General features: G+C 69.2%; 18 protein-coding genes. 10 read left to right on the top strand and 8 right to left on the bottom strand.

Annotated features, from left to right (window positions below):
* Nucleotides 1-97: 97 nt before the first annotated feature.
* Together ACFWIW_RS08185 and ACFWIW_RS08180 are read left to right on the top strand one after the other, a co-directional pair.
* The gene (locus tag ACFWIW_RS08185; protein WP_378367772.1) at nucleotides 98-817 is read left to right on the top strand and encodes an ANTAR domain-containing protein; all 720 of its coding nucleotides are present in this window, start codon (nucleotides 98-100) and stop codon (nucleotides 815-817) included.
* A 128-nt stretch (nucleotides 818-945) separates the two neighbouring features.
* Nucleotides 946-1,503 (top strand): hypothetical protein, encoded by a 558-nt coding sequence (locus ACFWIW_RS08180; RefSeq protein WP_378367771.1) that lies wholly within the window; start codon nucleotides 946-948, stop codon nucleotides 1,501-1,503.
* Nucleotides 1,504-1,611: 108 nt separating this feature from the next.
* Here ACFWIW_RS08180 and ACFWIW_RS08175 read toward each other — a convergent pair whose 3' ends face one another.
* A complete protein-coding gene (locus ACFWIW_RS08175; protein WP_378367770.1) occupies nucleotides 1,612-1,869 on the bottom strand; it encodes a hypothetical protein in 258 nt (85 codons plus the stop codon).
* Between the two features lie 320 nt (nucleotides 1,870-2,189).
* Between ACFWIW_RS08175 and ACFWIW_RS08170 the strand changes: the two genes are divergently transcribed.
* From ACFWIW_RS08170 to ACFWIW_RS08160, 3 genes are read left to right on the top strand one after another with little or no spacing between them, the layout of a single operon-like run.
* The gene (locus ACFWIW_RS08170; RefSeq protein WP_378367769.1) at nucleotides 2,190-2,867 is read left to right on the top strand and encodes a response regulator; all 678 of its coding nucleotides are present in this window, start codon (nucleotides 2,190-2,192) and stop codon (nucleotides 2,865-2,867) included.
* Between the two features lie 32 nt (nucleotides 2,868-2,899).
* Nucleotides 2,900-3,979 carry a PAS domain S-box protein gene (locus ACFWIW_RS08165; RefSeq protein WP_378367768.1) on the top strand — a complete coding sequence of 360 codons (1,080 nt, stop codon included), beginning with the start codon at nucleotides 2,900-2,902 and terminating at the stop codon, nucleotides 3,977-3,979.
* A gap of 17 nt (nucleotides 3,980-3,996) precedes the next feature.
* Entirely contained in the window at nucleotides 3,997-8,484 is a 4,488-nt protein-coding gene (locus ACFWIW_RS08160) for a HAMP domain-containing protein (protein ID WP_378367767.1), read from the top strand.
* 8 nt (nucleotides 8,485-8,492) lie between these two features.
* On the opposite strand, the gene ACFWIW_RS08155 is transcribed toward ACFWIW_RS08160, so the two are convergent.
* Nucleotides 8,493-8,897, bottom strand: a complete 405-nt coding sequence (locus ACFWIW_RS08155; RefSeq protein ID WP_378367766.1) for a response regulator transcription factor — start codon at nucleotides 8,895-8,897, stop codon at nucleotides 8,493-8,495.
* 71 nt (nucleotides 8,898-8,968) lie between these two features.
* Nucleotides 8,969-9,274, bottom strand: a complete 306-nt coding sequence (locus ACFWIW_RS08150) for an ANTAR domain-containing protein (RefSeq protein WP_378367765.1) — start codon at nucleotides 9,272-9,274, stop codon at nucleotides 8,969-8,971.
* Nucleotides 9,275-9,462: 188 nt separating this feature from the next.
* Here ACFWIW_RS08150 and ACFWIW_RS08145 point away from each other — a divergent pair, with 188 nt between their 5' ends.
* On the top strand, nucleotides 9,463-10,095 hold the full coding sequence (locus ACFWIW_RS08145) for a response regulator (RefSeq protein WP_378367764.1): 633 nt from the start codon (nucleotides 9,463-9,465) through the stop codon (nucleotides 10,093-10,095).
* A gap of 220 nt (nucleotides 10,096-10,315) precedes the next feature.
* On the opposite strand, the gene ACFWIW_RS08140 is transcribed toward ACFWIW_RS08145, so the two are convergent.
* A complete protein-coding gene (locus ACFWIW_RS08140; protein WP_378367763.1) occupies nucleotides 10,316-11,293 on the bottom strand; it encodes an Acg family FMN-binding oxidoreductase in 978 nt (325 codons plus the stop codon).
* Between the two features lie 130 nt (nucleotides 11,294-11,423).
* Here ACFWIW_RS08140 and ACFWIW_RS08135 point away from each other — a divergent pair, with 130 nt between their 5' ends.
* Nucleotides 11,424-13,166, top strand: coding sequence for a GAF domain-containing sensor histidine kinase (locus ACFWIW_RS08135; protein ID WP_378367762.1), 1,743 nt, complete (start codon nucleotides 11,424-11,426; stop codon nucleotides 13,164-13,166).
* 7 nt (nucleotides 13,167-13,173) lie between these two features.
* On the opposite strand, the gene ACFWIW_RS08130 is transcribed toward ACFWIW_RS08135, so the two are convergent.
* A complete protein-coding gene (locus tag ACFWIW_RS08130; protein WP_378367761.1) occupies nucleotides 13,174-13,470 on the bottom strand; it encodes a dsRBD fold-containing protein in 297 nt (98 codons plus the stop codon).
* 156 nt (nucleotides 13,471-13,626) lie between these two features.
* Here ACFWIW_RS08130 and ACFWIW_RS08125 point away from each other — a divergent pair, with 156 nt between their 5' ends.
* Nucleotides 13,627-14,583: an Acg family FMN-binding oxidoreductase gene (locus tag ACFWIW_RS08125; RefSeq protein ID WP_378367760.1), complete on the top strand. Its 957-nt coding sequence runs from the start codon at nucleotides 13,627-13,629 to the stop codon at nucleotides 14,581-14,583.
* 77 nt (nucleotides 14,584-14,660) lie between these two features.
* Nucleotides 14,661-15,626 (top strand): DUF6528 family protein, encoded by a 966-nt coding sequence (locus tag ACFWIW_RS08120; protein WP_378367759.1) that lies wholly within the window; start codon nucleotides 14,661-14,663, stop codon nucleotides 15,624-15,626.
* A gap of 168 nt (nucleotides 15,627-15,794) precedes the next feature.
* On the opposite strand, the gene ACFWIW_RS08115 is transcribed toward ACFWIW_RS08120, so the two are convergent.
* The 3 genes from ACFWIW_RS08115 to ACFWIW_RS08105 all read right to left on the bottom strand — a co-directional run bounded on the left by ACFWIW_RS08115 (nucleotide 15,795) and on the right by ACFWIW_RS08105 (nucleotide 18,794).
* On the bottom strand, nucleotides 15,795-16,781 hold the full coding sequence (locus ACFWIW_RS08115) for an alpha/beta fold hydrolase (RefSeq protein WP_378367758.1): 987 nt from the start codon (nucleotides 16,779-16,781) through the stop codon (nucleotides 15,795-15,797).
* Nucleotides 16,782-16,859: 78 nt separating this feature from the next.
* Nucleotides 16,860-17,837, bottom strand: a complete 978-nt coding sequence (locus ACFWIW_RS08110; RefSeq protein WP_378367757.1) for a GlxA family transcriptional regulator — start codon at nucleotides 17,835-17,837, stop codon at nucleotides 16,860-16,862.
* 141 nt (nucleotides 17,838-17,978) lie between these two features.
* Entirely contained in the window at nucleotides 17,979-18,794 is an 816-nt protein-coding gene (locus ACFWIW_RS08105) for a response regulator transcription factor (RefSeq protein ID WP_378367756.1), read from the bottom strand.
* 107 nt (nucleotides 18,795-18,901) lie between these two features.
* Here ACFWIW_RS08105 and ACFWIW_RS08100 point away from each other — a divergent pair, with 107 nt between their 5' ends.
* Nucleotides 18,902-20,527, top strand: a complete 1,626-nt coding sequence (locus ACFWIW_RS08100; RefSeq protein ID WP_378367755.1) for an AMP-binding protein — start codon at nucleotides 18,902-18,904, stop codon at nucleotides 20,525-20,527.
* Nucleotides 20,528-20,629 lie beyond the last annotated feature (102 nt).

The following is a 20,629-nucleotide window of genomic DNA, read 5'->3' as shown; positions in this document are numbered from 1 at the left end:
CGCCGAGATCAACGGTCGTCGCTGTGCGTGGCGCTCGGTCACAGGATCCTCCATCTGGTCGTTGCCGGGTTTCGCCGTGCGGGCCAGAATCGCTCGGGTGGACAGCCGGGACGCGGGGATCGCCGCAGGAGCGAACAGGGAACCCGCGGTCTGTGCCGCCTTCGCGAGTCTGACCGCGAGTGTCACGGAAGACCTGGGGCCGGATCGGGTCGTGGACACCTTGTCCAGCGAATGCGCCCGGCTGCTGCCGATCGATTCCACCGAGGTCTTCCTGCCCGGCGTGGAACTCGAACGTCATCCCGCGGTGGCGGAGGACGGGCCCGCGCTCGAATCCTTCGAAACCGGGAAGGACGTCGCCGTACACGACCTTTCCGCCGAGGTCTCGCGCTGGCCGGGTTACGTCGCCAGGATGGCGGGGAAGGGTTACGCCGCGGTTTCCGCGCTCCCGTTGCGCACGATGGAGGAAACCGTCGGTTCGATCGCCTTCCTCAGTGCCGGAACCGCGGCCTTGAGTGTCGAAGACCGGCGGCTTGGCCGTGCGCTCGCCGACGTCGCGACGCTGTGTCTCCTGCAGCAGCGGGAATTACGTCGCTATCGGACGCTCTCGGAGCAGTTGCAGAGGGCGCTCGACAGCCGGGTCGTCATCGAGCAGGCGAAGGGGATGCTCGCCGAGCGCGCCGGTATCGACCTCGGCACCGCCTTCCACCGCATGCGTTCCTTCGCCCGCGGCTCGAACAAGAAGCTGTCGGACGTCGCGCGCGGCGTCGTCGAAGGCACCCTGGACACCCGGAAGCTCCTTCGGCCGCGGAGCCGGTGACCGCTGCCGAAAAGGGCCGTTGGTCACCTGAACCGGTGACTTGTCCCCGGCGACACGTGACCGTGCGGCCCTAGGACGCGAGGACGTCATCGGAAAGGCTTCACGCCGAAGAAAGGTGCGGTGGAGTCATGGCGTTGTTGGGAAGCCTGCTCGGGAAGGGCCGGTCGGTGCGGCCGAGCCTGCTTCCGTTGCTGGAGTTGAGGTCGGCCGAGCTGACGCTGCGATCCGGTCACGCGCTCGCGCCGACCGGTGCGGGGACGGTCTGCTTCGTCGCGGAGGGACGCCCGGGTGCCGGTACGGAGGCGGAGATCATCGCGGGTCTCGCCGGGGATCCCGCCCGCCGCAACGTGGTCACCCACGACGCGCACGGCCGGACGATCGTCCGCTGCTGGCGGGAGAACGGGGACCTCGGCTGGCTGCTCGACGATCTCGTCGACGTCAACGAGCGGCTGGCGCAGGCCGGGTTCGCGTCGTGGCTGCTGCACACGACGGTCGACTTCGCCGAGTTGCGGGACCTGCGCCACCCGAGCCTGACGATGGTCTACCGCCGGGAACGCGGCACCTTCTACCCGTACGCCCCTCGCGGGACCCGCGGCCGGGACCGGGCGATGGAGCTGAAGATCCGCTCGTCGCTGACCCGGATCGTGCCGATGGAGTCCGACATCGGCCGGTGGCACCCGGTATGACAGGCGGAACACGCGTGATTGAAGCCGTAACTCGCGTGTTTGCGGCCGGAACTCGAGAGTTCCGCCTTCAGACACGCGAGTTCCGGCTCTGATCACGCGTGTGACGGGTCAGCCGGGGACGCCGCTGAGCCAGCCGCGCAGCCGCTGGACGCGCCGGTCCCGCGGGCTCCATCGCGGGAACCGGTGTCGCGAGGCCGCGCCGTCGAAATGCCGGATGGCGGTCAGGACGTCGTCGAGGAGGGAGGCGTGGGTCTCCGGTTTCGCCACCACCCGGGGCAGCCGGTCGAGTTCGGTGGCGAGTGGCACCCGGCGGGCGGAGACGTGCGTGCCGGGACGGCGGCGGGTCTCGCAGATTCTCGTGGTCACGTCCCAGTCACCCTCTTCCCGCGGTCACGGCCGTCGAATTCGCCACCTACGACGATGAGGTATCGAGGGCCGTTCCGGTCAGCGCCGAAGGTTGTGCCATCGAGGGCACAAAGACCCCACTCGGTCGCCGGACGGGTACGGCGGGTCACGGGTTGGCGTCGAAACGACAGCCGGGCCGTCGGCGGTGGGACAATGCGCCGGCACATCCGGCGGGCCGATCGCGAATCCGCACGCGGGTGAATTACGGCCGTGGGCGGGATCGACTTCCGGGAATCTGCCGGACAATGGTCCGGCGAGACCACGATCGACGGAGAAGGTGCATGCCGAACCCGACCTCCCCGCAGCCCATGCCCCCGGCCGCGGTCCCGATCCGGGTGCTGCTCGTCGAGGACCACAAGATGGTGGCCGAAGCAATGGGTGCGGCCTTCGAGGAGTTCCCGGAGATCGACCTGGTGGCGTCGGTGGAGTCCTTGGCGCACGGGATGATCGCGGCGGAGGAGCACCTGCCCGACGTCGTGCTGCTCGATCGGCGGCTGCCGGACGGCGACGGGATCGAGGCCATCGCCGGGTTTCGCGCGGTCTCGCCGTCGAGCAGGGTGCTCGTGCTGACCGGCGACGCGAACAGTGCCATAGTCGCCAGGATCCTCGAGGTCGGCGGCGCCGGGCTGCTGCTGAAATCCGGTCTCCTCGACGAATTGATCACCGCGATCAGGACCATCGCGGCAGGTGACATGGTCATCGACCCGGAGTTGCTCAGTGGCGCGCTCGCCATGCTGGGCGGTTCGGGCCGGATCGGGCCGGTGCTGACCTTGCGGGAGCGGCAGGTGCTGGGGTTGATCGCCGAAGGCGCCGGGACCGACCGGATCGCCGAAGAACTGCGGCTGGCGCGGAATACCGTGCGGAATCACGTGCAGCGGATCCTGATGAAGACCGGCACCCATTCGAAACTCGAAGCCGTGGTGCACGCGCGCAAGAATGGCCTCCTCGAACGGCCGTAGCGGGGACACGTATCCGAGTGCCAAGCTGCACTATGGCCATGCTGCCATCGGAACAGACGCCCGATCACCGCAGCGCTGTGCTCTTCGAGTTGTTCATGCACAGCGTCGTCGACTATGCCATTTACCTGCTGGACGTCGACGGACGGGTGATCAGCTGGAACCCGGGGGCGGAACGGATCAAGGGGTACTCCGAGGAGGAGATCCTCGGCCGCCATTTCTCCGTTTTCTACACCGATGCCGACGTCGCCGACGGCAAACCCGCGGCGGAACTGCTGATCGCCGCGGAGCTGGGCAGCCACGAGGACGAGGGCTGGCGCGTCCGCCGTGGTGGGTCACGGTTCTGGGCCAATACCGTGATCACCGCGTTGCGGGACGAACAGGGTGTCCTCGTCGGATTCGGCAAAGTCACCCGCGACCTCACCGAACGCCGGAAAACACTGGAGGAAAGGACCGAACGGCGACAGGCTTTCGCGCATTTGGTACGGGCACAGGAAACCGAACGTCGCCGTATCGCGTGGGATGTTCACGACGATTCCATTCAGTCGATGATCGCGGTGAGCATGCGGTTGCAGATGCTCGCCGCACAACGGCGCGATCCGGCTTTGATGCAACTCGACGAAGCGATTCAAGGGGCGATCCGGCGATTGCGGATCCTCGTCGCCCAATTGCTCCCGCCCGCGCTGAACGACGAGGACCTGGTCGCCTCCGTCCGGGACTACCTCGACGAGGTCGTCGCCGGCTGGGGGCTCGACTGCACGCTGCGGCACGATCTCGCCGTCGAACCGCCGCCCGACCTCGTCGTCACCGCCTTCCGGATTCTTCAGGAGGCGTTGGTGAACGTGCGAAAGCACGCGAACGCGCGAACCGTCGCGGTCTCGCTGACGGGACAGGACGGCGGCCTGCTGGTGAAGGTCACCGACGACGGCGACGGGCTGAAACCGGGCGGGGACAACGCGCACGAGACCTCGTCGGGCGAGCACATCGGGCTGGCCTCGATGCGTGAACGCGCGGAAGCGGCGCAAGGCTGGTTCCGGATTTCCAGCAGGCCGGGCGAGGGTACGTCGGTGGTCTTCTGGCTTCCGCTCGGCCCTCCCGGACCCGCGCGGGGATGAACGAAGGAGGCACTTCGATGCCGGAACCGGGAAGCAAACGCGCGGCGATCGACGACCAAGGCCTGCAGCGGCTGCTGCAGGGGCTGAAAGCCGTTCGCGACGGTGATTTCAGCACCCGCCTTCCCCAGGTGGACGACGTCCTGATGGACGAGATGGCGGTCGTCTTCAACGGGATGGTCGACCAGCTGGCGCTGTTCACCTCCGAGGTCACCCGGGTCGCGCGCGAGGTGGGGACCGACGGGAAGCTCGGCGGCCAGGCGGCGGTGCCCTCGGTTTCGGGGACCTGGAAGGACCTCACCGATTCGGTGAACGCGATGGCGGGCAACCTCACAGGCCAGGTCCGTGACATCGCCGAGGTCGCGACCGCGGTGGCGAAGGGCGATCTCTCGCAGAAGATCACCGTCGACGTCAAGGGCGAGATGCTCGAGTTGAAGAACACGATCAACACGATGGTGGATCAGTTGTCGTCGTTCGCGGACGAGGTCACGCGGGTCGCGCGCGAGGTCGGCAGCGAGGGACGGCTGGGCGGGCAGGCCCAGGTGCCCGGGGTGGCGGGGACGTGGCGGGATCTGACGACTTCGGTGAACTTCATGGCGGGAAACCTGACCGATCAGGTGCGGTCCATCGCCGAGGTCACCACGGCGGTGGCGAAGGGTGACTTGTCCCAGAAGATCACGGTCGACGCGCGGGGCGAGATCCTGGAGTTGAAGAACACGATCAACACGATGGTGGATCAGTTGTCGTCGTTCGCGGACGAGGTCACCCGGGTGGCCCGTGAGGTGGGCACCGAGGGCGCGCTCGGCGGACAGGCCCAGGTGCCCGGGGTGGCGGGGACGTGGCGGGATCTGACGACTTCGGTGAACTTCATGGCGGGCAACCTCACCGCGCAGGTTCGGTCCATCGCGCAGGTGGCCACGGCGGTGGCGAAGGGTGATCTGTCGCAGAAGATCACCGTGGACGCGCGGGGCGAGATCCTGGAGTTGAAGAACACGATCAACACGATGGTGGATCAGTTGTCGTCGTTCGCGGACGAGGTCACGCGCGTGGCCCGTGAGGTCGGTACCGAGGGGCGGCTGGGTGGTCAGGCGGACGTCAAGGGCGTGTCGGGTACGTGGAAGGGTTTGACCGAGTCGGTGAACGTCATGGCCGACAACCTCACGGACCAGGTGCGGTCCATCGCCGAAGTCACCACCGCGGTCGCGAAGGGCGATCTCTCGCAGAAGATCCGCGTCGACGCCCGCGGCGAGATCCTGGAACTCAAGGACACCATCAACACGATGGTCGGCCAGTTGTCGTCGTTCGCGGACGAGGTCACGCGGGTCGCGCGTGAGGTCGGTACCGAGGGGCGGCTGGGTGGTCAGGCGGACGTCAAGGGGGTGTCGGGTACCTGGAAGGGGCTGACCGAGTCGGTCAATGTCATGGCCGACAACCTGACCGACCAGGTGCGCTCCATCGCCCAGGTGGCGACGGCGGTCGCGAGGGGCGACCTGTCCCAGAAGATCACCGTCGAGGCCAAGGGCGAGGTCGCCGCGCTCGCGCAGACGATCAACACGATGGTCGACACGCTGTCGGCCTTCGCGGACGAGGTCACTCGCGTGGCGCGGGAGGTCGGCACCGAGGGCATCCTCGGCGGGCAGGCCAGGGTGCCGAACGTCGCCGGGACCTGGAAGGACCTCACCGACAACGTCAACTCGATGGCGAACAACCTCACCGGCCAGGTCCGCAACATCGCCCAGGTGACCACCGCGGTCGCGCAGGGAGACCTCTCCCGCAAGATCGACGTCGACGCGCGGGGCGAGATCCTGGAGCTCAAGACCACCATCAACACGATGGTCGACCAGCTTTCCGCGTTCGCCGCGGAGGTCACGCGCGTCGCCCGCGAGGTCGGCAGCGAAGGGCGGCTCGGCGGCCAGGCCGAGGTCGAAGGCGTTTCGGGTACCTGGAAGCGGTTGACGGAGAACGTCAACGAGCTCGCCGGCAACCTGACCCGGCAGGTCCGGGCGATCGCCGAGGTGACCAGCGCGGTGGCCACCGGCGACCTCACGCGGTCGATCTCCGTCGAAGCGCAGGGCGAGGTCGCGGAGCTGAAGGACAACATCAACGCGATGGTCCAGTCGCTGCGCGAGACCACGCGGGCGAACGAGGAGCAGGACTGGCTCAACACCAACCTGGCCCGGATCTCGGGCCTGATGCAGGGCCACCGGGATCTGCGGGTGGTGGCCACGCTCATCATGAACGAGCTGACCCCGCTGGTCGGCGCCCAGCACGGGACGTTGTTCCTCACCGAATCCGGGGAGGACGGCGTCCGGCTGCGGCTGATCACCAGCTACGGGCACAGCGAAGCACCGGACGCGCCATCGGATTTCGCGATGGGGCAGTCGCTGATCGGGCAGGCCGCGCAGACCAAGAAACCGATCGTGGTCGACCGGACCCCGCCTGGCTTCGTGAAGATCTCGTCGAGCCTCGGCTCCGCCCCGCCGGTCGCCCTGATCGTGCTGCCGATCGTCTTCGAGGACCAGGTGCTCGGCGTGATCGAACTGGCGTCGTTCGGCGAATTCACCGCCGTCCGCAAGGACTTCCTCGAACAGCTGATGGAGACCATCGGCGTCAACGTCAACACGATCATCGCCAACGCGCGGACCGACTCCCTGCTGGAGGAATCCCAGCGGCTCGCCCAGGAACTGCAGGCCCGCTCGGAGGAGCTTCAAGCGCAGCAGGCCAAACTGCAGGTGTCCAACGCGGAACTGGAGGAGAAGGCCGAACTGCTCGCGCGGCAGAACCGCGACATCGAGGTGAAGAACTTCGAAATCGAGCAGGCCCGCCAGGAGATCGAGGAACGCGCGCAGCAGCTCGCGCTGGCGTCGAAGTACAAGTCGGAGTTCCTGGCCAACATGTCGCACGAACTCCGGACCCCGTTGACCAGCCTGCTGATCCTCGCCGGGGTGCTCTCGCAGAACTCGACCCAGAACCTGACGCCCAAACAGGTCGAGTTCGCCAAGGTGATCCAGTCCGCGGGTACCGATCTGCTCCAGCTGATCAACGACATCCTCGACCTGTCGAAGGTCGAGGCCGGCAAGATGGACATCCACCACGAGCCGTTCCCGCTGCGCCAGCTGCTCGACTACGTCGGCACGACCTTCCGCCCGCTGACCGCCGAAAAGGGGCTCGACTTCCAGGTCACCGTCGAACCGAACGTGCCGGAGCTGCTGTTCACCGACGAGCAGCGACTGCGGCAGGTGCTGCGGAACCTGCTGTCGAACGCGGTCAAGTTCACCGAACACGGCAGCGTCGAGCTGCGGGTCAAACTGGTCGACACCGTCGTTTCGCCGTCCGGAGGACTCCCGCACGAGGCACTGGTGGCCTTCAGCGTCACCGACACCGGGATCGGGATCGCCGAGGAGAACCTCGATTCGATCTTCGGCGCCTTCCAGCAGGCCGACGGCACCACCAGCCGCAAGTACGGCGGCACCGGGCTCGGCCTGTCGATCAGCCGCGAGGTCGCCTACCTGCTCGGCGGCGAGATCCGCGCGGACAGCGTGCTGGGGACCGGCAGCACGTTCACCCTCTACCTGCCGGTGGCGAGGTTCACCGCGCCCGCGAGCCTCGAAGAGTCCACTGTGGACAACGCCGCCACGGAGCGACGGGTACTGGTGGTGGAGAGCGAGCAGAACAGTCTGCTGACCCTGCTCGCCCGCGGTGTCGCGGCCGACGTCGCGGACAGCCACGGCTCGGTCCAGGTCCGGGCGGTGTCGGATCCGGCGGAAGCGTTCGAGGAACTGAAACGCGACAGCTACCGCTGCGTCGTGCTCGACACCAGCATCCCCGGGACGAGTGCCTTGACCTTCCTCAAACGACTCGTCGACGGGCCGGATCCGGTCGAAGTCCCGGTGCTGGCCTACGCGACCCGCAAGCTCAGTGCCGCGCAGGAGCGCCTGCTGCACGGGCACGCGCGGGTGCATCCCGTCGAACTCCTGCCGTCGCTGGACATGCTGCGGGAGCGGATCATGCTGCACATCTCGGCCAGCGAACTCGAAGGCATCCTGCCGCTGATGCGCCAGCCCGAGGTGAGCCCGGTGGAGACCGTGCCCGCTGTGGACCAGCAGTCCGATCCGCCCGCCGGACCGGCGAGACTCCAGGGACGCAAGGTCCTGCTCGTCGACGACGACGCCCGCAACGTGTACGCCATCTCGGGAATGCTCGAACTGCACGGACTTTCGGTCGTGCACGCGCCGAACGGCCGCAAGGGCATCGAGGAACTGCTGTCCGACGACGGTATCGACCTGATCCTGATGGACGTGATGATGCCGGAGATGGACGGCCACGCGACGACGGCGGCGATCCGCGAGATGCCGAAGTTCGCCGGCCTGCCGATCATCACCGTGACGGCGAAGGCGATGGAAGGCGACCGCGAGAAGAGCCTCGCCGCCGGGGCGAGCGACTACGTCACCAAACCCGTGAACGCGGAGGAACTCCTGGCTTGTATGGAACGCTGGCTCACGGACTGACGTCCTGCCTACTCGGTCCCGTTGGCCCTGCTCGCGCAGACGCGGCGGATGGCCGCGACGATCTCGGTGTTGGGGCTGCCCTTCACGAGGTACTCGGTGACGCCCGCGGACGCCATCTGGGCGATGGATCGGGTGTCGCTGTGCGCGGAGAACGCCATCAACCGCGTATGGGGCACCCGCCGCCTGATCTCCCGCGCCATCCACGCGCCGCCCCCGCCGGGGATCCGGACGTCCAGCACGGCGACCTCGGGGGACAGCAGTTCGGCGAGCGCGACCGCTTCGGCGGCGTCCAGCGCGACGGCGACCACTTCGATGTCGGGCTCGGAATCCAGGAGGGCGCGCAGGGCGTCGCCGATGACCGGGTTGTCGTCCGCGACGAGCACCCGGAGCCTGGGGGGCTGCGTTCGGTTCATCACCCAGTCCGTGCCCGCGCGGTCTGCGGCGCCGGTGGTGGTCGCGGGCCCCCCGCCGAACATGGCGTGACTCAGCAGGAGATCCGGCGGTCACCCTCGCTCGGCTGCTCGATGAGCGTCCTCGCGACGTCGTGGATCTTCATGTTGTTGTTGCGGCAGAACGAGCGCAGCAGTTCGAACGCCGCGTCGATGTCGATCTGGTAACGCTCGGCGAGGATTCCTTTCGCCTGCTCGATGGGAAGCCGGTGATCCAGCGCGTACTGGAGTTGCTCGGCGCGGGTCCGGTAGAAGCGGATGCGGTCGCGCATGGCCACGAGGTCGTCGGCCGGGTCGGGCGAGCCGGACGACGGGGCAGGCGAAAGCGTGGTCTCGGACATGAAGCGATCGTCGCAGCGGCGGGACTGCTCCGGGAAGAACAGAACGTCCTGACTCGAGTGATGCAAATGAACCTGGTCCGGTCGGCGGCAGCCACTCGAACGGGCGCCTAACAGGGCCCTTTGGCCTGTCGCAGTGACCGGCCGTGCACCGTACGCTCAGCCGAGGAGGGGGAACCGTGGAGGTCGGAATGCTCCGGGTGTTTCTGGTCGACGACCACGAGGTGGTCCGTCGAGGGGTCGCGGACATGCTCGAGGAGGACGCCGACCTGTGCGTGGTCGGGCAGGCCGCGACCTTTTCCCAAGCGCTGGGGAGGATCCCGGCCCTGCGGCCGGACGTCGCGGTGCTCGACGTGCGGCTGCCGGACGGCAACGGCGTCGAACTCGCGCGGGAACTGCGATCCAAGATGCCGGAACTGAAATGCCTGATGCTCACGTCCTACACCGACGAGCAGGCGATGCTGGACGCGATCATGGCCGGCGCGAGTGGTTACGTCATCAAGGACATCCGCGGGATGGACCTGGTGGCGGCGGTCAAGGAGGTCGGCCTCGGCCGGTCGCTGCTGGACGCGCGAGCCGCCGCGACGCTGATGGCGAAGTTCCGCGACGACGCCGCCAAGAAGGGCCCGCTGGCCGGTCTTTCCGACCAGGAACGCACGCTGCTGGAGCTGATCGGCGAGGGGCTGACGAACCGGCAGATCGCCGAGCGGATGTTCCTCGCCGAGAAGACCGTGAAGAACTACGTGTCGCGGTTGCTGACGAAACTCGGGATGCAGCGGCGCACCCAGGCGGCGGTACTGGCCACGGAACTGCGGCGGCAGTGATCCCGCGTGCCCCACACGTGATCAGCCGGACGACACACGTGATCAGCCGGACGACACACGTGATCAGCCGGACGACACGCGTGTTTGACCGGACGACACAGTGCTCGCCCTCAGCCGACTCCGTGCCGTCCCGCTGAACACGCATGTCGTCCATCCAGTCACGCGTGTCGTCCGTTCGATCACGCGAGATCGCCGATCGCGCGAGGTGACGGAGACCGGCTCAAGCGGAAATGAGCGTCTCGAGCAGAACGTCGTCCAGCGGGCGGCGTGGCGTCCACGGCAGCGGCGAGCCGTAGCCGACCCGCAGCAGCACCTGCGGCCACACCCCGCAGCCGAGAATCCGCCGGAGTTCGGCACGTGCGTCGCGGACCATGATCGGCGGCGAGATGAACGACGCGTCGAGTCCCGCGCCGGTCGCGGTGAGCAGTACCCGTTGCAGGGCCTGCCCGGCCTGCAGCCGGTCGAGCCGGTCGTCGGTCAGCGAGCCGATCGCCACCACGAGCGGGACCGGCCGCGTATCGTCCGCCGCTTCACCGAATTCGTCGAGGAGCCAGCTTTCGTCGGCGGGGCTGCCTTCGGTCGCGTAGGACGGCACACCGTCGCGGGCGTTCGCGCCGAGTCCGGTCCACCGGCCGAGTTCGGCGAGGAAGGCGGGGTCGGCGAGCTGTGCCCGGCGGGCACGGGCGGTGAGGTCGTGCAGGAGACGGCACTGTTCGGCGTCGAGGTTCGGCATCCACGCGTGCTCGAGTTCGGTGGCGTGGCGGAGCGCGGCGAGCGTCGGTTTCGGGACGACGCTGGACAGGAACGGCCGCCGGTTGGTCCGGCGGCGGGGGATCGCGCGGGCGAGCCGCACGACCTTCGGATCGGGCATGCGTTCGGCGAGCGGGCGGACGACGGCCAGCAGATCGGGGTCGGCGCGGCTGGGCATCAGGGTCGTCGCCGGGTGGAAGCCCAGTGCGTGAATCGCCGTCCGGAGCGTGAACAGGGCGGCGCCGCACGAGAGAACGAGTTCACGGCCGTCCGGATCCGTGACCGGCAAGATCCGGCGCGGATCGGCGTGCAACTCGATCCCGGTGGCGGTGCACCGGAAAAGCCACGGCTGGGTGTTGTGCGTCGACGGCGCCAGCATGGCCGAGCGGAGCACCGAATTCACCTGTTCGGAGTTCAAACGCCCGACCCTGGTGACTTGTATGGTCATAATTTCCCCCGCCGCTGCGCCACGGGCAATACGGTTGTCTGATGAGACGGTCCCGCCCGCGGTGCGGGGCCGAAAGAGGAGAAAGTCACCACGGCGGGGGAGTCGTCCCGATCTTCGGAGGCGGAGCAGGATGTCGGCTCATGACCGGCTGGGCGGAAGCGACGACCGGATCACCGGCGCGCTTTCCCAGCTGAAGGTTCGTGAGGTGCTGCGGGATCTCCAAGACCGCATCGAACGGCTCATCGGCACGCGCGACAAGATGGACGGCCTGCTCGAAGCGGTGCTCGCGGTCGCGTCGGGGCTGGAGCTGGACACGACACTGCACCGGATCGTGCAGGCGGCGATCGATCTCGGCGAAGCCACCTATGGCGCGCTCGGGGTGATCGCGGACGACGGTTCGCTCGCCGAGTTCGTCTATCACGGTATCGACGGCGAAACGAAAGAACAGATCGGTCATCTCCCGAAAGGTCACGGACTGCTGGGTTTCGTCATCGACGAGGCGAAACCGGTGCGCCTGGCCGACATCTCACGGCATCCCGCGTCGGTCGGGTTCCCGCCGTGTCATCCGCCGATGCGCTCGTTCCTCGGCGTGCCGATCCGGGTCCGTGACGAGGTGTTCGGGAATCTCTACCTCACCGAGAAACGCGGGGAAAGCTTCACCGACGACGACGAAGTGGTCGTCCAGGCGCTCGCCGCCGCGGCCGGGATCGCGATCGAGAACGCCCATCTGTACGAGCAGACGCGGATGCGGCAGCGGTGGCAGGCGGCCACCAGCGAGGTGACCACGGAGCTGCTGGGTGGCACCGACCCCGTCGACGCGCTCAACCTGATCGCCGGCCGGGCACTCGAACTCACCGGTTCCGATCTCACCTTGCTGGCACTGCCCGGTCCCGGCAGGCTCGACGTCAGCCCGGACGGCGAGGACGAGGCCGACGAACTCACCATCGCCGTCTGCGCGGGCGCGCGGTCGGCGGAGCTGACCGGGGTGCGGATCAGCGCCGCCACGTCGTTGCCGGGCGCGGTGTACCGCGATCGGACCCCGCGCAGCGTGCCGGAACTGGTACTCGGTCCCGACGGGGAGATCGGCCTCGGCCCGACCCTCGTCGTGCCGCTCCGCGCGCGGGAACGGACGTCCGGTGTGCTGATGGCGGTGCGGAATCCGGGCGCGGTCCCGTTCGAGCTCGACCAGCTGCCGGTGGTGGCCTCGTTCGCCGACCAGGCCGCGCTCGCGCTCCAGCTGGCCGCGCGGCAGCGCACCGCCAGGGAGCTCGACGTGCTCGCCGACCGGGACCGGATCGCCAGGGATCTGCACGACCACGTCATCCAGCGGCTCTTCGCGGTCGGTCTCGCCATGCAGAGCACACAACGCCGCGCGGAGTCGCCGGAGTTGCGGCGGCGGATCGGCGAGAGCATCGACCAGATGCACGAGATCGTGCACGAGATCCGCACGGCGATCTTCGATCTCCACGGTGGCGAGGCCGGCCAGCGGGGTGTGCGGCTGCGGCATCGCCTCTACGACTCGATCACCGAACTCACCGACGACACCCCCATCCATCCGACGGTCAGCCTGTCCGGGCCGCTCGACTCGATCCCGCTCCCGTTCGCCGAACACGCCGAGGCGGTGGTGCGGGAGACGGTCGGCAACGTCGTCCGCCACGCGCGGGCTAGCGGCGTTTCGGTGAGTGTCGCGGTGAAGGACGACGTCCTGCGGATCGTGGTCACCGACGACGGCACCGGGATCGGCGGCGAGCCGGGTGGTTTCGGCGGGCTGCGGAATCTGCGTGATCGCGCGGAGAAGGCGGGCGGGACGTTCCTGGCGGAGACAAGGGAAGGGGGCGGAACCAGGATCGACTGGTCCGCCCCCTTGCGCTGACCGGTGTTCAGTTCGTCGACTGCGCGGCGAGGACCCCGTCGACTTCGATCGAGCGGGCGACGTCGGAGGCGACGGTCTCCAGCAGTTCCGCGGTGAGATCCGAAAGCGCCCGCGTCACCGCGAGATAGGAGCCGATCTGGGAGGCCGGACCGTTTCTCAGCCCGGCCTCCGCGATGCCGACACCGACGAACTCGCCGCCGTCTTCGAGACGGAGCAATGCTTCCGCGCGTACCCGGTACGGCTCGTGCTGCAGGGACACGTCGATCGTCCAGTTGTCCGTCATCGTCGGCTCCGTTCCGGTCATCGAGGCTCTCATCGCGGCCGTCCGCGGCACAGGGTCCTAAGTCCTCGCTCTCCGCGAATCGGGGGCGAAAGTCCTCGGATCTCGTGACCGGCGGCCGCTGCGGTCGCCGGATACCCCGGCCGATGGTGGGTCAACCCCTTTCGTTCGGAGCCCACGATGAAGATCCCGTTACCGACCCATGTCGACCAGGCGGTGGCGGCCGCCGTCCGTGCGCCGTCCCCGCTCAACACCCAGCCGTGGCGGTTCGTCGTCGACCGGGACCGGATCGAAGTATGGCTCGATCGCGCCAGGGTGCTGCGGATCGCCGACCCGGACGCCCGCGAGGCGCGGCTTTCGTGCGGCGCCGCGTTGTTCAACCTGATCGTTTCGTTGCGCTCCAACGGCAAGACCCTTTCGCTTCGGTTGGTACCGAAGCCGGAGGAGCCGGACCTGCTCGCCGAGCTGGTGATCGGTGGCGACCGGTTCTCGTCGCCAGAGGAACGGAAGCTGGCCGAGGTCGTCTTCCGACGTCACACGAACCGCCGTCCGTTCCTGGACCGGCCGGTACCCGTCTGGGCACGGCGGACGTTGCGCGCGGCCGCGCTGGTGGAAGGCGGGCTGCTGGAGCTGTTCGGCCGCGGCGACCGGGCGAACGCGGTCGCGCGCGTGCTGCACCGGGCCGAGGCCGCGCAGGCGCGCAACGGCGCGTTCCAGGCGGAGGTCGCGCTGTGGACACGGCGGACGGCCCACGCGCCGGACGGTGTCCGGGCGCCGGCCAGGCCCCCGTCACCGCATGGCATTCCCGCGCAGGAGTCCTTCATCACCGCCGAACCCGAAGGCGGCGAGCCGGTGCTCGGTGCGGTCCTCACCGCCGACGGCGGGCCCGCCGCGGATCTGCGGGCGGGAATGGTGCTGCAGCGCGTACTGCTCACCGCGACCGCCGCCGGACTCGCGGCGTCGTTCGTCGGCAGGCCGTTCGAAACCCCGGAGACCCGGGCGGCGATGGACCGGGTCTTCGCCGACCTCGGCCGCCCGCACGCCATGCTGCGCCTCGGCTACGGTCGCCCGGCTCCGATGACGGCGCGTCGTCCGATCGGCGAAGTGCTGTCCCGGCGGTCCGAAGCGAGCCTCTGATTCCGGGCAACCTCGTCGACATCCACGTTTCCGGCCGCCGCCACCCACCCGTCATCCTGGGCGGGTTCGGTCTGGGTATGAAGATCATGCGGAAATCCTTGGTGGCGCTTGCCATCGCGGGCCTTTCGGTCGCGGCGTCCGCGCCGGCGGTGGCGGACGCGGACGCCGCCGGTCGCGATCGCGGCTCGATCGTCATCACCGAGCAGGCGTCCAAGCGGATCCTGGTCCTGCCCGCCGACCGGGCCTCCTGGCGGGAGCGGAAGGTGAGCTGGGCGTGGGCGCCGAACGCCGCCAACGGGCTGGCGGACCTGGCGGGCTCGTGGAGCAACCCGAGCGACGCGAAGCTCGCCCAACGCGGCGGCGAGAAGTACCTGCTGACGTCGGCGTCGGGTGGTTTCGCGGCCGTCGTGCCGTATCCGGCGGGCGACCGGGCGTACTGGGCCGCGAACGTAGGCGGCCCTGCCAACCCGCACAGCATCGAACTGCTGCCGGACGGAAACGTCGCGGTGGCCGCCAGTACCGGCGGCTGGGTGCGGGTCTACACCGCTTCACAGGGGCAGCGCTCGACGACCTACGCCGAATACCGGCTGGTGGGGGCGCACGGCGTGGTGTGGGACGCCGGACGGAACGTGCTGTGGGCACTGGGCACCGATGCGCTCGTCGCGTTGAGCGTCGGCGGGACGCCCGCCGCTCCGGTGCTCACCGAGCAGCGGTCCGTCCCGGTGCCGACCAAGGGCGGGCACGACCTCCAGCCGGTCCCGGACCGGCCGGATCTGCTGTGGGTGACGACGGAGGCCGGGGTGTATCAGTTCTCGAAGACGAGTGGCGGGTTCACGCAGCGCTACGCGGGCGCTCGGGAGATCGACCGGCCGCATGTGAAGAGCGTGTCGACGAACCCGCGGACCGGCCGGATCCTGACGGCGTCGGTACAGGACGGTCATCTGTGCACCTGGTGCACGGACACCGTCCGGCTGGCCTTTCCACGCGCCGAGCTGGCGCTGCACGGCGCGTGGATCTACAAGGCCCGCTGGTGGATCGGTTGAGCTGAACTTCCATGTCGGTACCGGCCGTTCGGGGGGCTGCCCGGCCGGTACCGACACACCAGAGAAGAGGGACCCTCGCCGCGAGAATGACGTCTCGCCGCGTCTTTCACCTGACCGAGTGAATCGGGCCGTTCGGCGCGCGGCGTTGACCCATTCGGGGTATAGGCCTCACCCGAGGAAGGACCGCAGCTCGTCGACGACGGTCCGCGGCTGCTCCTCGGCGACGAAGTGGCCCGAACCGGCGACCTTCCGCACCCGGACGTCGGTCGCCTTGGCCGGAAGGACCGCGGCGAGGTAGTCGTAGTTGAACTCCGAGCCCAGCCCCAGCATCGGCGCGGTGATCTTCCCGTACGCCTTCTGATCCTCGATGTCCTGGCCGAACGCCTGGTACCAGCCGTTCCCGGCGCGGATCGCGTCCGGGCGGTCGTACGCGGCGGCGTAGATCGCCCTGTCCCGGTTCCCGATCGAGGCCGGGTCGGCCGCCAGGTGGTCGAACATCCAGTCGACGAGAAAGCGCGACCGGCCGGTCAGCAGCTGCTCGGGCAGCGTCGCGACCTGGTTGAAGGCGAACCACCAGACGTTCACCGGCTGCCCGGGCGGGGCCAGCATCGGGAGCTGATACAGGCTTTCGTCGGGGTGGGAGACGTCCATGAGCGTGACGGTCTTCGTCGCTTCGGCGTGGTTGGCGGCGAAGGCGAACGCGACCATAGCGCCGATGTCGTGCCCGGCGATATGCGCCCGGCGGTGACCCAGCGCGCGGACGAGTTCGAAGATGTCGCGGGCCATCGTCTTCTTGTCGTACCCGCCCTGAGGCTTGTCCGAGCCGCCCATTCCCCGCAGGTCGACAGCGATCACGCGATACCGCTTCGCCAGCTCCGGCATGACCATGCGGTACTGCCACCAGGTCTCCGGCCAGCCCGGCAGCAGGATCAGCGGCTCACCCCGGCCACCGGCGACGTAGTGCAGCCGGACCCCGTTGACCTGGGCGTACTCGCTGCGGAAACCGCCGGGCAGCGACCGCGCGAGTTCGGCGTCGGAGGCGGCGGGCCGGCTCGCCTCGGCGATGCCACCCGAGGCCACCAGCGCGGCCGCGGCCCCCGCGCCAAGGGTGAGCATGGACCGGCGGTTGAGGAAGGAACGGCTGTTTTCGGTCATGTCCCGATCGTGGCCGGGCCGGGGTGCCGACCGTGAGCGGTGATTTCGCCAACCGGCGTCAGTTTTGAGACAACCCAGTCAGGACAGAATCGGTTCGGGCACCCCCAGCCTGGTCCCGAACGTCTCCCGATACGACACCGGCGTGACCCCGACCTGGCGGCGGAAATGCGGCCGGAGCGCGGCGGACGACGAGAACCCGCAGTACCGGGCGATCTCGTCGACCGGGAGATCGGTGGATTCGAGCAGCTGCTGCGCCCGGATGACGCGCTGATGCGTGAGCCAGGTGCCGGGCGCGGCGCCGGTGATCTCGCGGAACCGGCGGTCGTAGTTGCGCCTGCTCATATGCGCCCGCCTGGCGAGTTCGTCGACCGGGAGCGCGGTGTCCAGCCGGGTCAAGGCCCAGGCCATCGTCTCCGACACCGGGTCGCCCTCGTCGAGTTCCGGCATCGGCGATTCGATGTACTGCGCCTGCCCACCCGGCCGGTGCGGCGGGACGACCATGCCCTTCGCCAGCCGGTTCGCCACCTCCGCGCCGCACCAGGAGCGGATCAGGTGCAGGCCGAGGTCCATCCCCGCCGCGCCGCCGCCCGCGGTCAGGATGTCGCCGTCGTCGATGTAGAGCACCGACTCGTCGAGGCGGACGGCGGGGAACCGGGCCGCGAGCAGCGGCGCCATCGCCCAATGCGTGGTCGCGGGCCGTCCGTCGAGCAGCCCGGCGGCGGCCAGCACGAAGGCTCCGCTGCACAGTCCGGCCACCCGGGCACCACGGTCGTGTGCCGAGCGGAGAGCCGCCAGCGCCGCTCCCGGCGGATCCTCCATCGGCGACCGCCAGTTGGGGACCAGCACCAGGTCCGCGTCCCGGACCGCGTCGAGGTCTTCGGGGACCGGGACGGTCAGGCCGCCACCCCGCAGCGCGGTGCCCGGTTCGCCGCCGACGACCTTGAGTTCGAGGTCGGGCAGTTCCCCGAAGGCCGAAGCCATCTCGAACACGCCGAACGCGAAGGACATCGCGCCGAGCGACGCCCCGTTGAAGACCACCACGGCCAGCCGTCTCATGGGTCGATCCTAGGGACTCGTGAGTGGTGGGGGGGGGGTTAAAAAGACACACCCACACACACAAAAAGGGGGGCCGGGGCGGGGAGGCGGGCGGGGACGGTTCTAACCGTCCTCACCACTCACGAGACAAGGCGGGCCGAGTCAGGGGAGCAGGCCGGCCCGGCGCGCGTGCGTGACGGCCTGCAGCCGTGAGGTCGCGTCGAGTTTGCGCATGGCGTCCCGCAGGTAGCTCTTGACCGTCTCCGCGGTCAGGCCCAGCCGGTGCGCGATCTCGGCGTTCGTCAGGCCGAGCGCGACGAGCGAGACCGTGTCCAGTTCCCGCGGCGCCAGGCGCAGGGCGGGGGAACCGGCGCCGGTGAGGTTCTCGCACACCGCGTCGAGCCGGTCACGGAGGACACCGTCGCCGATCTGGCCGGAGAGCGCCCGTAGCTCCGCGTAGACCTCGCGAAGGCGCTCGCGCGGCGCGGCCTCCTCGTGGTGTTCGGCCAGCGGTCGTGCCTCGGCCAGCCGCTGCTCGACCTCGTCCTCGACGGCCAGCGTCTGTTCGAGATCGCGCGCTGCGTGGAGGGCGGCGGTGATCGTCCGGTCGGAAAGGGTCGCCTCGTCGCGTAAGCCGCCGTAGAGCACGGCGCGGACGCGACGGCGCACGACGACCGGGATGGCGACCACGGAGTGGATCCCCTCGTCGCGGACCGGCTCGTCGTAGTCGTGACTGATCGTGGTGGCGTGGTGATAGTCGTTGGCGACCACCGGCCTGGTCAGCGCGAGCGCCTTGCCGCCGAGTCCGCAGCCCGCGCGGACGGACAGGCCGTTGAGCGCGGTGCCACGGTTGCCGAGGAACGCGGTCAGCCGCATCCGCGGCGAGGTGCCTGCGATCCCGGCGAAACCGACCGGCAGGCCGGTGTCCCGGCGCAGGTCCGAGACCGCGCCGAGGAGCTGGGCGTCGTCGACCGGCATCGGCTCACCCTCCTCGGTGATCCCCCTCGATCGGGGGTGGTGGGCGGGACGGGCCCGCCCGCACGATTTCCGGAACTGTACGCCTTCGCCATGTCCCGGGAGAAACGATGACCGAAGCTCACGTCCGGCGGTTGCTCGAGGTCTACGACGACGAGCGGGCCAGTGCGGCGACGCTGTTGTGCGACCGGCATCCGGCGGAGGCGGTCGCGTTCACCGTGGTCGAGGCGGATCTGACCAGCGTGGACCTCACCTACGGCGAGCTGCGTGAACGGTCGGAACGGTTCGCCGGGGCACTGCGCGAACTCGGGGTCGGACCAGGGGACCGGGTGGCGACGCTGATGGGCAAGTCGGCGGAGCTGGTCGTGGCGCTGCTCGCGATCTGGCGGCTGGGCGCGGTGCATGTCCCGCTGTTCACCGCGTTCGCGCCGCCCGCCATCGCACTGCGCATCACCGGCAACGGCACGAAGGTCGTCATCGCCGACGCCGGTCAGCGCTCGAAGCTGACGCCGTCCGCCGATCTGCCCGCCGACCCGTCCCGGCGGATCGTGGTGGCCGGTGACGGGGAGGACGGCGACCTGTCGTTCCACGAGCTGCTGGCCGACGCCGCGCCAGTGCCGGGAGCCGCGGAGACCGGCGGATCCGGGGTCCTGGTCGAACTGTTCACCTCCGGGACCACGGGCACGCCCAAAGCCGTCCCGATTCCGCTGCGCGCGCTCGCGGGTTTCCAGGCGTACCAAGACTTCGCGCTCGACGTCCGCGCCGACGACGTGTTCTGGAACGCCGCCGACCCGGGCTGGGCCTACGGTCTCTACTACGCGATCATGACGCCGATGGCGACCGGCAGGCGGAGCCTGTTGCTGCACGCCGGATTCTCGGCCGAACTGACCTGGGCGGTACTGGAGAAGTTCGGCGTCACCAACTTCGCCGCCGCGCCGACGGTGTACCGCGCGCTCCGGAACTCGTCCGCCCCGGTGCCGGACGGCCTGCGGCTGCGGCACTGTTCGTCGGCGGGGGAACCGCTGACCCCGGACGTCCTGGAATGGGCGTCGTCGAAGCTCGGTGTCGGCGTTTATGACCATTATGGACAGACGGAACTCGGCATGGTGGTCGGCAACGCCTGGCATCCGGACCTCCGCTCGGAGGTCAAACCCGGTTCGATGGGGCGGGTCCTGCCGGGCTTCGCCGTCGAGGTCCTCCGTGAAGACGCCGACGTGGTGGCCGAGCCGGGAGAACGCGGACGCGTCGCCGTGGATCTCTCGGCGAGTCCGCTGGTGTGGTTCCGGGGCTACCGTGACGCACCCGAGCGCACCGCCGCTCGGTTCAGTCCCGACGGCCGTTGGTACTACACCGGCGACGTGGCCGCCAAGGACGCCTCCGGGTACCTGACCTTCGCGTCGCGGGACGACGACGTCATCCTGATGGCCGGCTACCGTATCGGCCCGTTCGACGTGGAAAGCGTTCTGCAGCAGCATTCCGCGGTGGCCGAATGCGCCGTGATCGGTGTCCCGGACCAGCTGCGCGGCGAGGTCGTCGTGGCGTACGTGGTGCCGCGAGACGGTGTCCCCGCGGACGCCGCGCTGGTTTCCGAACTACAGCAGCTGGTGAAGACCCGGTTCGCCGCGCACGCCTACCCGCGCGAAGTGCTTTTCGTGCCGGAACTGCCCAAGACACCCAGCGGGAAGATCCAGCGATTCCTCCTGCGGGAGCGGCATTCGACCGTGGATCACGGGTGATCGGCGACGGAACACCCGTGATTGGAGGCGGATCACGCGTGATTGGAGCCGGAAGACACGGCGCGGCCCCGGGCCCGGCGTGTTCCGCCTTCCATCACGCGA

It is taken from the genome of Amycolatopsis sp. NPDC058340, from assembly GCF_042723975.1.
Lineage (GTDB): Bacteria > Actinomycetota > Actinomycetes > Mycobacteriales > Pseudonocardiaceae > Amycolatopsis.
This window is presented reverse-complemented; position numbering and strand designations above follow the sequence as displayed.